The organism is Flavobacterium aquidurense (assembly GCF_001404985.1).
In the GTDB taxonomy this organism is placed as follows: Bacteria; Bacteroidota; Bacteroidia; order Flavobacteriales; family Flavobacteriaceae; genus Flavobacterium; species Flavobacterium aquidurense_B.
Genome location: NZ_JRLF01000008.1, coordinates 39,949 through 54,808 on the forward strand (window position 1 = coordinate 39,949; position 14,860 = coordinate 54,808).

The window sequence follows — 14,860 nt, forward strand, 5'->3', positions numbered from 1 at the left end:
TACAATTTGATTTTTTTTCTGATCATCAAATGTACACCGGGCTATTCATTCTTAAAATGGTTAATAATAACCAATTATTAGTCAATTTCGTTTTCTAAATTTGTAAGTGAACGAAAAAATTCTACTTTATGTTCAGCATGCAGTTGTTATCGGGCTAAAACTAAATTTTATAACATCTAATTTAACATCTCTTACCCTAATAAATCATGAAAAAAACTATTCTGAAATACTTTGCTATTTTTCTTTTTGTATCCTGCAAGACGCCACAAATGAATAATGAAACTGCTAGTTCTTTTTTACCGATGAAAATCGGAAATCAGTGGACAATTGATTCACAAAATTTTACAGAAATACAAGATACAGTAAGGATCAATGGTAAATTGTACTACAAGTTCTATTCTTTAATAGGTGGTGACGCTGTTTCCACAGCATACCTTCGAATCGATGAGAATAATCAATTAATGGAATCATGGCAAGATTCAACAGGTAAGGAATATACCCGAGCAAAGTTTAACAGCAAAGTTGGCGATAGTTTCTTTACCCTTAATGACGGAACTACTAATGATTATAAAGTTACTGTAATTGAAAAAACTGATAAAAAAATAACCTTTTCTTTTGAAATGATTTACCATGATAATATGAAAGGTGAATCACATCAGATAACGTATATTAAAGGACAAGGTTTAGATGATGGTTGGAAAAGCATTAAGATTGACGGGAAGATAGTAAAGTAGTTATAATTTTTACTTATCAATAAAATTCACAAATTTGTAATTCAATATAGTCGATTTCGTTGACAGACTTGAAATCCCCAAATTTACTCTTTCGGTTTTGAATTAAATCAGCCGGTATTCAAACCTGTAATCGGCACAGACGTAAAAATATGCTCTATATCCGTCTATACCTTTGATTCAATCGATTTTCCGCAATTACCATTAAAATCTGAAAAATTGACTTTCAACATTTTTTCAAATAATACAACCTATCTAGTTGTCTGGTAGCTATTTTATAAATGCAAATCATAATTCTGTAAAAAAAATCGTAACTATCCTCTTTACATTTGATAAAAGACAATCCACAAAGAATAGAGAAGGGTAAAATGCTAACAAACGCGGAAATACCGGCAGTCTTGTCACGGCCACTCCTTTAAAAACGATAGTAAAATGTAATCTAAAAAATAAAATCATGAATTCAGATACACGCGAAAATTACGGTCAGGATGACAAGAATTTTCAAAATGCAGACAAAGGGAATCAGGGGCAACAGAAAGCTTCCTCCTCTGCAGGCCATCCCATTACATATAATGCCGAGCCCGATTACGGAGATGATCTGAGCAGCGATGAGATTAGCAACCCATATGATTCAGAGAATCTTGACAATGAATCCGACAGTGAATCCAAAGATATCACCGAGAAGGACATTGAAAAGGACCTTGTAGATAATGATCCCTCTGAAGGGTTTGAAACTGACATTGATACTCCTGAGAGCGATGAGGCTGAAAGCGACACCTTTAAAACCATTGAACCGGACAAAAACAACCCCGTGAACAGGGAATTCGAAATTGGGCAGCTTGGTAGTGAGGAGCTTCGAGAAGATGAACGCACCCGTGATGAAACAAATGGCGCTGCGCCCGGCAGTTATAAACCTTCCCAAAGAAAATTTTAAAGCATTCAGATTTAATACCGCTTCCAAGGTGACAAACTACAGGGAATTACTGACTATAGGAAATTATAACCGACTGAAAATAAAACAATTAAACATTAGCAGCCAAATATTAAAAAGCACTTGCATACAGAACAAACAAAAATATTTTTTTTACAACAAGTTTCTTTGAGTAATTCATGCCAATAACAGTAATTAAGGATTGAAAATAATAAATTTAAGAAAATGGAAAATATACACAGACTTAGTAACCGTCTAAAAGGAAAACTTGTTGTTATTACAGGGGCTAGTAGCGGTGTTGGCCGTGCAGCTGTAGAAGCTTTTGCAAAAGAAGGATGTAATATCGTTGCAGTAGCAAGAGGCAAAAAAGGTATAGATGACGTAGTAGATTATTGCAAGGAATTAGGTATTCAAGCCATTGGCGTTTGTGCGGATGTGTCGATTGCTGAAGAAGTAGAAAATATTGTTGAAAGGGCTTTAGAAATGAATGGAAAAATCGATATCTGGGTGAATAACGCCGGAGTGATGGCCAGTGGCAAATTTGAAGAAATTCCAATGGAAATTCACCAACAGGTAATTAAAACCAATTTATTTGGATACATGCATGGAGCATATAACGCCATAAAAATCTTTAAGAACCAAAACCATGGTATATTAATCAACAATGTTTCTATAGGCGGGTATATGCCGGCTCCTTATAGTGCTGTGTACTCCGGCACTAAACACGGAATTAGAGGAATGATGGAATGCCTTCAGGGAGAAATATCAAACCATAAACATATCCATATTTGTAATTTGTATCCTCAATTACAAAATTCAACAGGTAATCTTCATTCGGCTAAGTATTCTGGTTTTGATATGAAAATCCCATTTATTGCCTCTGATCCGCTTGATACCGCCGCTGTAATGGTTAAAATGGCTTTGTCTCCAAAAAAAGACGTGTTTCCAGATTTCAGAGCTACAGTAATTACTAACACTTACAGATTATTTCCTAAACTTTTAATAAATGCTGCATCTGCGGCTGTCAGAATGAAAATGAAAGTTAATAAGTTTAAGGATGATGAGAGTGGAAATGTTTTGACAAACTCGAAAGAACCTCTAAGAATACACGGTAAAATACCTGTAAAAAGATCTAACAATTTGAATTTAGCAGTAATTGCTGGACTAGCTTTTGGGACAGCCTTTATACTGGCGGCAAAAAAGAATTAACATTTTGAAGTGGATTCCTTTTTGACACAAAAAACTAAGGCGTTTTTATTTGAATTTCTAGATAGATTGAATTAAAATACAGGACAAAACAATCAATTTAATAAAAAATTACTCAAATTAAAGTACAAAGAATAGCAAAAATCAAACACTTAAATAATTAAAAATACAACACAATAATTTTGTAGTTGTATTTCATAGCAACATCGGGCTTAAAAAAATAGAAATGCAGGAAGTATGCGGGTTTCAGGCTTATGGTTCACATCGTGGTCTCGCAATTTAGTAAAGCTTCAGAGAAATCCTGAGCTTTTTATTTATAAAGGCATAAAAAAACACCTGCTTTTGGCAGGTTTTTTTTTATATTGTCTGTCGAATGTTAAGCTACAACAACATTTACTGCGTTTGGACCTTTCTTTCCTTCTGCCACATCATAACGTACTTCATCATTCTCACGAATATTTTCTGTCAAACCTGAAACGTGAACAAAGATTTCACTCCCGCCATTTTTAGGTGTTATAAATCCAAAACCTTTTTCTTCATTAAAGAACTTTACTGTACCTTCTTGCATCTTATTAATTATTTGTTGAGCACAAATGTAGTTTAATTATTAATACATTACTGAAAAAGAACTACTTGTGACTAAAATAACTTAGTATATAATTCAAAAAAGAGATGAAATTTCTGTATTGGGAAGTAAAAATAATTCAAAATTATATGAGTCTTTTCACTAGATGAATTAAATCGGGACAAAATAAAATTTGTTCCGATTTTTTTTATTCCATTATACAGATGTAAGATAATTGCAGATATTTAGATCTATTCTTGTAAATGGTTATATTTACAAATGAGTAAACATTGTTTTTATTTCTGACAATGCCTAAAGTTTTTTTAAACAATTACAATCATTAAAAATTATGATCCATTATAAACTGTATCTGTTTGTTGTTATTTCCTTTTTTTCGACTATTAGTTCTTTTGCGCAATCAGATAAAACAAGACAGATCGATTCTTTAATGCAATGGTCTCAAAAACTAGGAATTTTTAATGGTAATGTTCTTGTTTCAAAGAATGATAAAATTATCTACAATAAATCAATTGGCTTTAGTGATGCTTCAAAAACTATCCCGCTCAATACAGATTATAAATTCCATATTGGCTCGATTACCAAAGAATTTAGTGCTTTAGCATTAGCTAAATTGCAAGAACAAGGCAAATTAAAATTAGAGGATAAAGTTTCAAAATTTATTCCTGAATTTCCAGAATGGGCAAATGATATCACAATCAAAAATCTACTACAATATACCAGTGGCTTACCGAATGTTGTGTGGAAGAAAATAAAAAATGATAAAGACCTCTTTGATGGTTTAAGTCAAATTGAAAATCTTGATTTCAAACCTGGTTCTGATTATGATTATAATATGAACAACGTTTTTTTAAGACAATTTATAATTGAACGTATCACTGGAATTTCATTTAAATCATATGTTGAAGAATATCTTTTTAAGCCTTGCAACATGAATTCTTCTATAATGACTCCTTTTGTCAATGAAAATAATGTAGCAAAAGGATTTAATAATGATTTTATCAACGATCCTGTAGAATTACCTTTAACAGGAGGAACTTATCTAACAGCTGCTGATTTACTGAAATGGGAAAAATGTCTTTACGCTAATAAACTGATTACTAAACAATCATTATTCGAAATAGGACAAAGCTTTGATATAACTGATGCTCAGTCAGGATTGGGTCAGGCCAGTTTTAAAGGAACCAATTTAGAGTTTCATTTGCACGATGGCAGGGCCGGACATTTTGAGGCAATACTACTTTCAGACCGTAAAGAAAAAATTACGATAATTTTATTAGACAATAATCATAATGGAAAAGTGACTGAAATAGCACAAACCATCAGGTCAATATTAAAAAACGAAAGTTATAATTTACCTAAAAAATCATTTTTTATCCATTATGAAAAACAATTGAATAGTTTAAGTAGTACTGAAATAATCAATCTGTATAATAGTACGAAATCAGACGAGAAGAATCTTTATGATTTGGATAAGGCAGATGCATTAAATGATATTGGGCAGTATTTAACAGATCACGATCGTTTCGAGGATTCTATTAAGATATTTAATATAAATATGGCCAAATTCAGTTCCTCCTCTATACTTTATTCTGGTTTGGGAGATGCATATTTTGGGCAAGGCAATTTAGTTTCAGCCTTATTGAATTATAAAAAAGCATTGAATTTAGATCCTAAAAACAATACAGCAAAAAAAATGATTATTAAATTAGACAAAACACGTCAAAATAATTAATTGATTAATTAATCTTTATAAAGCTGTTTTGAAATCATTTTGGATTAAGATTTAAGTAATTTCTATATAACAAAAACTCTCCTTTAAAAAAGAAGAGTTTTTGGGTTGTCTCTAAAATCAGAATTATTTACAAACTCCTTTCTGGAAACTTTTCCTGATTCAAGATTTTATTTCTTATGCAAAAGTTGAATTACAATTCGGTTTTTTAAAATAAAAATCCCCAATAATTAAAATAAACACCAACAAGGAGAATCGAAAACAGAATTGTAATTGTAGTGCTTCCATTTGAAATATTCTTAAAATTAGTAACAAAATAGAGTAATGAAATAGCTGTAAGACCAATAAAAATCCATAAAGCAGTGAATAAATAATTAAATTTATCCGGTATACCAAAAGCGAGTATATAGTAATTTTGTTGAGCAGTACTGTTGATCGCAAATAGAAATGCAATAAAGATAAAAATCCCCAGAATTGATGTTACTACAATTAATACCTTTAATAGTTTAGCATTTACTACCTCTTTTTTATTTTTAAAAAAGGAAAAACCAAAGTTAAATACAGCGATTAATAAAATAGTTATGGCAATCAAAAATGGTGTAAAAAATAATAGATTAAAATCATTGAGACTGTTGGACATATTTGAGATTGCTGTACTTGATTTTACTCCTGTAACAAAATGCACTTTTGTATCTGACAATACATCTTTAAAGTTTGGTTTTTGATTGGGATTAGCCATAAAATCGTTAATGATTTTCATAGCGCTCATTGTAAAACCCGGAACATGACCAGCAGCCGGAATGGTTAAAAAAGAACTATTTTTAAATTTTTCAGAAAGTGTTAATCCATTTTTAGCAGGTGTTATTGGATCAAATTCTCCGGAAAAAATCAATACCGGTATATTTGATGCATACAATTTAGACAAGTCATTCTCAGATTTATTTGGGGTCATTCCTAAATTCCATTTTTCACAAACTTTGAAATCAGATCTATAAAAGGATAATCCGCCTTTTAAGTTTTTATAATTTAAAGATTTCTTGTCAAACTCATCCAAGGAATTAAAATTTAAGGCTTCATTACAGCTTACACAATAATACATACCATAATCTAAACCCAAAGCTCCGGAAAAAGCGGTTACAAGCGAGCTAAGTGCTTTCTTATTTCCGTGGTTAAATTCTGTGATTAACAAAGGTAATACCTGAATTAGTTTTTTACTGTATAGTGCTTGTTGAATTGAAATTTTAAAATCTTCGGCATTATAGGTAAACTTTCCACTTGGGATCATTTTTTTGTCAACGTTTACTGTTATCGGATTTTTAGATAATTTTTCAATAGTGCTATAAAAAACTTTTTCTAAATCAGGATATTGTTGATTGCAATTAGGATCGTTTTTACAAGCATCGAATACTTTATCCAGACTGGTCATGTAGTTTGCCGTATTTTGATCATAGTATTGGGCAATATCCGAAATCGACGAATCTAAAATCAACGACTGAATATCTTGCGGGTAATTGTTTGCATATACCTGCGCCACATACGTACCGTAAGATGTTCCGTACACATTCCAACTTTTTAGGTGTAGTGCTGTTTTAAGGGCATTTAAATCTCTGGCAATCGAAGTACTATTATATTGAGATATATCAATGCCTCGTTGAATTAAGCTTTCTTTACAGTTAATGGCTTCTGTAACTTTTTGCTGTTCATCTGCCATACTGCTTTGATTTTTTGCCAGTATTTCTAAAAATTTATTTCCTAAATCGGGGCATAGTTTAGGTAAAGAATTTCCGGTTCCTCTGGCATCTACTAAAACGATGTTATAAGTATTCCTTAAAGGATTATTAAGCCAGGTGTCTATACTAGCGATACCTCCAGCTCCTGGACCACCTTCTAAATACAAAATGGTTTTGGCATTATTAGCCTTACTTTTTAAAATTGTTACGGCAATTTTAATTTCTTTACCATTATTTTCATTCCAATTTTCAGAAACAGTCAGATATTTAAATTCGACATTACTACCATCTGTTTTTTCATTTTTAGAAAAAAAGGAGTTTGTACTTTCGAGTTTAATTTTCTTGGTTTGAGCGAATACATACACAGGTATCATTCCTACTAACAAAAACAGTATTACGAGTTTTTTCATTTTATTTTAACTTTTAAATTATTAGTTTTTATTGTATTTTTTTAGGACGACATTATCAATGTTTGCGTTTAACGAAACATAACATTTATAATATTCATCAATTTCAATTTCTTTCAGGTAGAATTTTTCTTCCCGTATGTTTGTTGTATTTTCAAAAATCTCAAATGATTTTAAGGGCATTGATAATCCCTGACCGTGCGCTTTCATAACGGCTTCTTTTTGCGTCCAGTAATCAAAAAATGCATTTTTCTTATTGTTTGAAAGCGAAATTCTTTTCCATTCGCTTTCTGTCATCTGAAATTTAAAATCGTTAATTTTCATATCAGTAATAACTTCAATATCAATACCTATTTCGTAATCATTACAAAGAGCACATATTACAATTTCTCCGGAATGCGAAATATTAAAATTGACTGAATCTCCTTCAAAATAAGGTTTACTAAATTTGGTGTATTTAATTTCCTGATCTCGAAGGTCTGTCTTTTTGATTTCTTCAATTCCATTAAAAAGCAATACTCTTCCCATAAGTGACAACTGTGCATCCTGCCATCTTCTATACTTTTTTATTTTCTGCTGAAAGTCTGCTGAAAATTTTGGTAAATGATCTTTTAACAGACTCTCATGGTTTTCTTCTGAGAGATATGAATAATAAATGTAAATCATAACTAATAGCTTTAAAAGTTAAATTCAAAATCAAATACTGTATTTTTCTCCAGTTCCAATTGAATATCCAGTAAATGGATTTCTACTTGAGTGGTGTTTATTATTTCATTTAACAGATCACAATATTTAATTGCGATAATTTTCACTGTATCTTCTTTATATAAATTACAGTTGTAATCAATTGTACCTTTTAGTTTATGATTGCTTTCGAACAAATTAAAAACAAGAGGTATTCTGCTGTATTTATTTTCAGTGTTGTAAATGCTCAGTTTAAAATCATTCAGGTCAGTTATGCTTTCAAAAGAAAACTCCGGATTTTGATAAACCAGCATAACATCCGAAAAAGATTTTTTTATTGCCTCAAAAGGAACTTCTTCATATCCACTAATGTCTACTATATTTTTTTGTGTAGTTTTTAACAGATCACTAAAAGTTTGTTTTGCTTCAATCTGTGTTCGAAGAATTAGCGGTTTGGCAAACATTCCTATTTGATTCATTAACTCAGGAGACTCTCTTCCGGAATTTACTGTACCTATTAAAATATCATTATGATCTGAATATTTATGTATTAAAACATTTAATGCTGTTATTAAAATGGTATAAAAGGTAACCTGTTGTCTTGAAGCTAATTGTTTCAGCGCCAAAGTAGTTTCGTGTGTTAATTCAAAATCTAATGCACTTCCATTTTGTAGGTTGGTGTCTATTTCAAAATCTTTATCAAACGAATCTTTTGAAACATAGTTTTGAAGATATTCAGTCCAAAACGACATATTCCTGCCATAATTATCTTTTGTCTTTTTATTAACCCATTCTGAGTAATCTTTAAATTGAAGTTTTAAATCCTCCTTTTCAATATCTGCTAATAAGGCGTTTTCATTGTAATTTTTGATTAGTTCTTCGATAAATAGTTCTAACGATAACCCATCCATAATAATGTGATGTGTACAGAAAAGTAAAATAAAACGGTTTTCATCAGTTTGTATTAATTGCACCCTCACCAATAAATCAGTCTCCAAATCAAATACTGTCGTATTAAATTGCGATATCGCTTTCTCAACACCTTTATTTACTGACTTAACAACAGGAATTGAAAAATTTATATTCTCAAAAGAATTAATTTTTTGGTAAGGCGTTCCGTTGAATTCTACAAAATTTGTTCTAATTATCTCATACTTGCGAATTATGCTATTGATGGCATTTGTGATTCGGTTTAAATCTATGCTGCCCTCGACTTTATAGGCAGAAAACATGTTGTACGCAATTGAAAAATTAGTTTCCTGAGATGCCAGCCAGATATTGTATTGAGAAGGCGTCAGATCATAAAAAACTTTATTTTGGGCTGTTGGTATAACTGATGATTGTTCCGGACGCAGCTCTTGCACATGATTAGCAAGCAATTCGATTGTTGGATATTCAAAAATAGTCTTTAAGGAAATATCAAACGAAAGTTCCTTCGCTATAAGTCCTGTTAATTTAAGTGCCTTTAGTGAATGTCCGCCAAGAACGAAAAAATTATCATTTAGACTTATTGGTTCTTGAACATTTAATACTTCTTTCCAGTATTTAGAAAGTTGAATTTCTAAACTTGAAACTGGTTCTTTAAAATTATCCAGATTTTGTTCTACCGTCTTTTGTGACAAAAATTTCCTGTCTACTTTCTGGTTTGGCGTAAGCGGGAATTCTGTTAATGCAACCACTGCATTTGGAATCATATAATAAGGCAGTTTCGTTTTTAACTCTTTAAGGATTGCCTCTGTATCAGGCTCCTGATTTTCTGTTAAAATATAAGCTACCAAAAAGGCTTCTTCCTGACTCCCCTTTTTTACCACTATAACTGATTCTTTTATTCCAAAAATGGTGTTCAGCTGCGCTTCTATATCACCCAATTCAATTCTATATCCTCGAATTTTGACTTGGTTGTCATTTCTTCCTAAAAATTCAATTTCACCTTTATAATTCCATTTCCCTACGTCGCCTGTTTCATAGAATAAACCATTATGATCAAATGGATTTACAATAAACTTTTCATTTGTGAGTGCGATATTATTGTAATATCCTTTTGCCAATCCATCTCCGCCAATATAAATTGCTCCCTGGGTGCCTACTGGCTGTGGAAATAAATATTCGTCGAGTATATAAATCTTAGTATTATTTATTGGTTTACCAATATTTGAAGCGTCTTTAGGCTGTTCTATTTTTTTTATGCTGGACCATATAGTAGTTTCTGTTGGGCCGTACATATTCCATACTTCTAAAGTGCTGTTTAGTAACCTCTCGGCTAATGACTCGCTTAACAAATCGCCACCACACAATATTTTTAATCCCTGATCTCCTTTCCAATTTGCATTAAAAAGCATTTGATAAAAACTAGGTGTTGCCTGAATTATGGTAGGCTTGATTTCTTCTAATTTTTCAATGATTAAATTAGGGTCCTGCAATGTTTCCTGACTTGCAATATACAAAGTGGCACCAGACAATAAAGGGGCAAAAAATTCTAAAATTGAGATATCAAAAGAGTATGTCGTAACCGAAAATAAAATATCAGTAATAGTCACTCCAGGCTTCTGTTGCATGCTGGTTAAAAAGTTCAGCAATGATCTGTGCCCTATTTCGACTCCTTTTGGATTTCCGGTTGAACCAGATGTATAAATAATATATGCCGTATCAGCTGGTGTAATTTTTTTTGTTACCACGCCTTGAAGTTCCTCTAATCCGTCAAAGATATTTTCTAACTTAAGTGCTTCTACATTCTCTAATCCGGCCAGTTCATATCCTCTTTGCTTAATGAGTACTTTACTGGCACTATTTTCAATAATATAGCGCAATCTGTCTTCTGGAAAAACAGGATCAAGAGGAATGTATGATCTGCCAGCTTTTAATATTCCCAATAAAACTACTACCATATTGGCAGATCTGCTCATTAAAACAGCTATTGGAGATTGATCGTCCTCGCCATAGATACCCATAAGTTTTTCTGCGACTTGACTGGATAATTTGTCAAGTTCGAAATAGGAATATGATCTGTAATGATCTTTTAATATTATTTTACCCGGCATTTTAAAGGCCTTTTCTCTAAATAAGCTAACGATAGTTTCTTCTTGTTGATAATTTACCTGTGTATCATTAAATGCATCCAGCACTTTTTTCAATTCATTTTCAGAAAGGTATTTTAAGTCTCTAAGTTTTTTTTCAGGATGGTTTAAAACCTCAACGATTAGATTATCAACATGATTGGTAATTTCTATTATCGCTGATTCATCAAAATAATTCAGATTATAATCAAAATCAATTCTTACATCTTTCAATTCATCAAATTCCCTGATGTATATCGCCAACGCTGCTCTTTCTGATTGATGGCTCAATGGAATAACCTGTGTTTTTGTACCTTGAAAATCGTTAGAATAATTTTGCTTTTCGTATGAAAGTGTAATATTGAACAATTTTTCTTTTTCCTGAAACAGCTGAAGCTCCTGAACAAGTTTTCCTAATGGAAATCTTTGATGTCTGTAATCATTTCTTAATTGATTTTTTAATTCCTGAGTAAATTGCTGTACTGTCAGATTAAAATCAATTTTCATTCGCAAAGGAGAGATTCCCATAAAAAGTCCAACTGTTTTTTTATATTTAGCTGTACTTCTGTTTAAAACAGGCAGGCCTATTGCAAAATCATCATTTTGCTGTTTTCTTCCAAAATAAGTATATACGATCGCCAATATCAAATGAAAAGTGCTGCATTTATATGCCGCTGCTACTTCATTTAACTGATTATAAACCGCTCTTTTAATGATTAATTCCTTGCGGCGGCTTTTGTTGACACCCGTTTGATGTGCCGTTCTATCAAACAAATTTTCCGGTAAATTTTTAAACTTATCTTTCCAATATAAAGCATCTTGTCTAAAAGAGTCTGAAGTTTGATATACCGCATCATCTTCTATAAACTCCTCATAACTAAAAGGATAAATAGTTTGTACAGCGCCAAATTCTAAAATTTCATTATAATTTTGAACCAATCGCTGAAACATTAATGAAGTTCCCCAGCCATCTGTAATAATATGATGGTATACAGAAAACAAATAATGAAAGTCTTCGTCTACTTTGACTAAAGTAAAAACATGTAAAAGACCATCTCCAAATAAATCAAAGGGTTTAGAGAATTCTTCCTGCATGTACAGATTGGCGTTATCATAAGGATTTTTATCTTTTGAAAAATCTACAAAACCTAGTTCAGAATTATGATTTTGCATTATTGTTACATCAACATCGTCTTGATTTTTTACAAGTTTTGTTCTATAAGCATCATGTTGATTTATAAGCTCTATATATGCTTTCTGGAATATTTGACTGTTTATTGATCCTTTAATTTCAATTTTTGCACCAATATTATATATTGGTTCAGTAGGATATATTAACTGTTCAAAGTAAATATCCTGTTGTGATAGTGTTAATTTCATAAAAATGTTTTTTAAATGATATTTAATGCCATAACGTTTCAAGTGCTCTGTTATCAGTGGATTTAACCGCTGTGTCCTTGATTATTTTTCCGAAATCAAATTTTAAAATCCTGTCAGCATGTTTAAAATAGGTGTCATCATGTGTAACTGCAATGATGGTTTTTCCTTCTGCTTTTAACTTACTTAGCAAATTTTCGTAGAAAAATTTTCTAAAGTGAGGATCCTGATCGGCTGCCCATTCATCTAAAACCAGAATAGGTTTATCTTCTAAAAGGGCGAATATCAATGACATTCTTTTACTTTGTCCTTTAGAAAAATTTCGTCTGGCAGATTCCTCTTTATCATCCAAAACAACTTTATCCATTTCCAACAGCTTTAAAAGTTCCTGGTATTTTTCATTATCCTTTAGTTTATAATTATCATAATTATGTGAAAAAATGTGATTGTTTGTAAATACTGCTGCTGTTAAATTTTGTAATTCTACAGCGGAATTAATGGGAGCATCGTTTAATAGTATTTCTCCCTTTGAAGGTTTATATAAACCGGTTAAAACATTAATAAAAGTACTTTTACCACTACCGTTTCCGCCCACAATAAAGATCATTTCTCCTTTTTTAACGGTCAGGTCAATTGGTCCCAGACAAAAAGATTTTTCTTTAGCACTGTCTTCGTAGTCAAAACCAATTGCATTAAATTCCAGCGAATCAAATTCAAGATTCTGTGTAACCGAAACCTCACTGTTATCATTTTTAAAATCTTCCAGAAACTTTATTATTCTGTTGTTTGCAACAATAAAACGGGTATAAATATTTTGCATATTTATCAGGTTATTGATAGGTCCTGTAATAAATAATAGAATAACAACGTAAGAAACTATATCTTCTTTTTTAAGTAAATCAAGGTTTGGCAGCAGAAAAAGAATGACAGCAATGACAAGATAAAAACCGTATTGACTTATCAAATTAATCGATAAGAATATATAATTTACTTTAAAGTCAAGTTCTTTTGCTTGTTCTCTATTGGGGCCTAAATGAACATTTAGTAAATTCAGTCTTCTTTCTATATTAATTTTCAATTCCTTGAAACCTTCAATGACATCATTTACATATTTATAGTAATGCTCATTATATTTTCTAAGTTCACTAACCTTTTGCGACATTGCATTGATTACGACAAAATAAATACCTCCTATTACGACTATCAAAACAATAACTACAAGTGCGGCATAAACAGATAATGTAAATAAGTACACAATGCACAGTAACAGCATGAGCAGTGAATTAATAGTATGTGTAACTACTTCTGGCAGGGATGAAAATATTCTTAAGTCTTCTATAGCAGTGTAAAATCTTTGAGACCCCATTTTCTCTAATGTTATCAGGGGAGTGTTTAGTATTTTATTAAAAATTTTCTTTTCATTGTTGTATAATATCTCGTAGGAATATATGTTCAGCTTTTTTTGAAAATATATATTCAATAAGTACGTATATATAACAATTGATACGAAAACTATTCCCATATAATCTGTTTGAAATTCTTCTTTTCCAGAAATTACATTATTGATAATGTAGACAATTCCGAAACTCAGAATGGTATTTGGAAACGCATAAAGCAGTATATAAAGAATTTGTGAAAGTTTTAATTTTAGCATTTTTTTAATTTTTAAATCAATATTAGGTTTTGCTTTATTTTTCAATAGAAGCCTGACAACAGTTCATAATTATATTTCCTAATTCAAAAGGATGTTCATGAATAAAAAAGTGGTTTCCTTTTAAAATTTTAAATTCAAGATCGGTGTTCGTAAAATTGCCCCAATTTTCGATTCTGGTATAGAGTTCCTCTTCATTGCCCATCATCGCAAAAATTGGAACATTAATCCGTATTCCTTTTTCTGAAAAAAAGTATTTTTCAAGACATTCAAAATCGGCACGCATTATTGGAGCAAAGTATTCGTAGAGCTCATCATTATCCAGCACTTCTCTGGGTACGCCTCCCAGTTTTTCGAGAACCTCTTTAAATTGGAAATCATCTAATAAATACCGAATGATATCTTCTTCTTTTTTTATCCCGGGTCCCGGATTTCCTGATACAATCAATTTTTCAGGAGGATCACCAATTGCTTCCAGTCTCTTAGTTAAAGAAAGACCTATCGTGGCTCCCATACTATGCCCAAATAGTACATAAGGAGCATTGTTTCTAAGTTTTTTTATCTGAGAAAAATAATCCTCGATTACTTCACTTTTTGTTTTCAGTAATTTTTCACTGAACCGTTTTCCTCGTCCGGGCAGTTCAAGAGCAATAAATTCAATATTTGGATCTATATGTTTTTTAAGGAAATCATAAGAGTAAACGCTGCCACCGGCAAAGTGGAGTAGAAATAGCTGAAACCGATTATTTGTATCCATGTTTATTTAGTTTATGAA

General features: G+C 31.4%; 10 protein-coding genes. 4 read left to right on the top strand and 6 right to left on the bottom strand.

From position 1 onward, the window contains the following. Positions 1-206: 206 nt before the first annotated feature. The 3 genes from RC62_RS05725 (at position 207) to RC62_RS05735 (ending at position 2,871) form a co-directional block, all read left to right on the top strand. A complete protein-coding gene (locus RC62_RS05725) occupies positions 207-734 on the top strand; it encodes a hypothetical protein (RefSeq protein WP_055093479.1) in 528 nt (175 codons plus the stop codon). A gap of 451 nt (positions 735-1,185) precedes the next feature. Next, positions 1,186-1,665 carry a hypothetical protein gene (locus RC62_RS05730; RefSeq protein WP_055093481.1) on the top strand — a complete coding sequence of 160 codons (480 nt, stop codon included), beginning with the start codon at positions 1,186-1,188 and terminating at the stop codon, positions 1,663-1,665. A gap of 222 nt (positions 1,666-1,887) precedes the next feature. Then, the gene (locus tag RC62_RS05735) at positions 1,888-2,871 is read left to right on the top strand and encodes an SDR family NAD(P)-dependent oxidoreductase (RefSeq protein ID WP_055093483.1); all 984 of its coding nucleotides are present in this window, start codon (positions 1,888-1,890) and stop codon (positions 2,869-2,871) included. 373 nt (positions 2,872-3,244) lie between these two features. Here the strand turns inward: RC62_RS05735 and RC62_RS05740 are convergent, their stop codons facing one another. Further along, the gene (locus tag RC62_RS05740) at positions 3,245-3,436 is read right to left on the bottom strand and encodes a cold-shock protein (protein WP_055093485.1); all 192 of its coding nucleotides are present in this window, start codon (positions 3,434-3,436) and stop codon (positions 3,245-3,247) included. Between the two features lie 346 nt (positions 3,437-3,782). On the opposite strand from RC62_RS05740, the gene RC62_RS05745 reads away from it, so the two are divergent. Continuing rightward, complete coding sequence (locus RC62_RS05745) at positions 3,783-5,186, top strand: serine hydrolase (protein WP_082421229.1); 1,404 nt, start codon at positions 3,783-3,785, stop codon at positions 5,184-5,186. Positions 5,187-5,391: 205 nt separating this feature from the next. Here the strand turns inward: RC62_RS05745 and RC62_RS05750 are convergent, their stop codons facing one another. From RC62_RS05750 to RC62_RS05770, 5 genes are read right to left on the bottom strand one after another with little or no spacing between them, the layout of a single operon-like run. Next, on the bottom strand, positions 5,392-7,323 hold the full coding sequence (locus RC62_RS05750; protein WP_055093487.1) for an alpha/beta fold hydrolase: 1,932 nt from the start codon (positions 7,321-7,323) through the stop codon (positions 5,392-5,394). 21 nt (positions 7,324-7,344) lie between these two features. After that, positions 7,345-7,986 (bottom strand): 4'-phosphopantetheinyl transferase family protein, encoded by a 642-nt coding sequence (locus RC62_RS05755; RefSeq protein WP_055093489.1) that lies wholly within the window; start codon positions 7,984-7,986, stop codon positions 7,345-7,347. 11 nt (positions 7,987-7,997) lie between these two features. Then, positions 7,998-12,437: a non-ribosomal peptide synthetase gene (locus RC62_RS05760; protein ID WP_055093491.1), complete on the bottom strand. Its 4,440-nt coding sequence runs from the start codon at positions 12,435-12,437 to the stop codon at positions 7,998-8,000. A 22-nt stretch (positions 12,438-12,459) separates the two neighbouring features. Continuing rightward, positions 12,460-14,088, bottom strand: coding sequence for a cyclic peptide export ABC transporter (locus tag RC62_RS05765; RefSeq protein ID WP_055093588.1), 1,629 nt, complete (start codon positions 14,086-14,088; stop codon positions 12,460-12,462). A gap of 34 nt (positions 14,089-14,122) precedes the next feature. Continuing rightward, positions 14,123-14,842: a thioesterase II family protein gene (locus RC62_RS05770; protein WP_055093493.1), complete on the bottom strand. Its 720-nt coding sequence runs from the start codon at positions 14,840-14,842 to the stop codon at positions 14,123-14,125. Positions 14,843-14,860 lie beyond the last annotated feature (18 nt).

Coding starts and splice junctions, on each gene's coding strand:
- RC62_RS05725 (WP_055093479.1), top strand. CDS start 207: ATGAAAAAAACTATTCTGAAATACTTTGCTATTTTTCTTTTTGTATCC.
- RC62_RS05730 (WP_055093481.1), top strand. CDS start 1,186: ATGAATTCAGATACACGCGAAAATTACGGTCAGGATGACAAGAATTTT.
- RC62_RS05735 (WP_055093483.1), top strand. CDS start 1,888: ATGGAAAATATACACAGACTTAGTAACCGTCTAAAAGGAAAACTTGTT.
- RC62_RS05740 (WP_055093485.1), bottom strand. CDS start 3,436: ATGCAAGAAGGTACAGTAAAGTTCTTTAATGAAGAAAAAGGTTTTGGA.
- RC62_RS05745 (WP_082421229.1), top strand. CDS start 3,783: ATGATCCATTATAAACTGTATCTGTTTGTTGTTATTTCCTTTTTTTCG.
- RC62_RS05750 (WP_055093487.1), bottom strand. CDS start 7,323: ATGAAAAAACTCGTAATACTGTTTTTGTTAGTAGGAATGATACCTGTG.
- RC62_RS05755 (WP_055093489.1), bottom strand. CDS start 7,986: ATGATTTACATTTATTATTCATATCTCTCAGAAGAAAACCATGAGAGT.
- RC62_RS05760 (WP_055093491.1), bottom strand. CDS start 12,437: ATGAAATTAACACTATCACAACAGGATATTTACTTTGAACAGTTAATA.
- RC62_RS05765 (WP_055093588.1), bottom strand. CDS start 14,088: ATGCTAAAATTAAAACTTTCACAAATTCTTTATATACTGCTTTATGCG.
- RC62_RS05770 (WP_055093493.1), bottom strand. CDS start 14,842: ATGGATACAAATAATCGGTTTCAGCTATTTCTACTCCACTTTGCCGGT.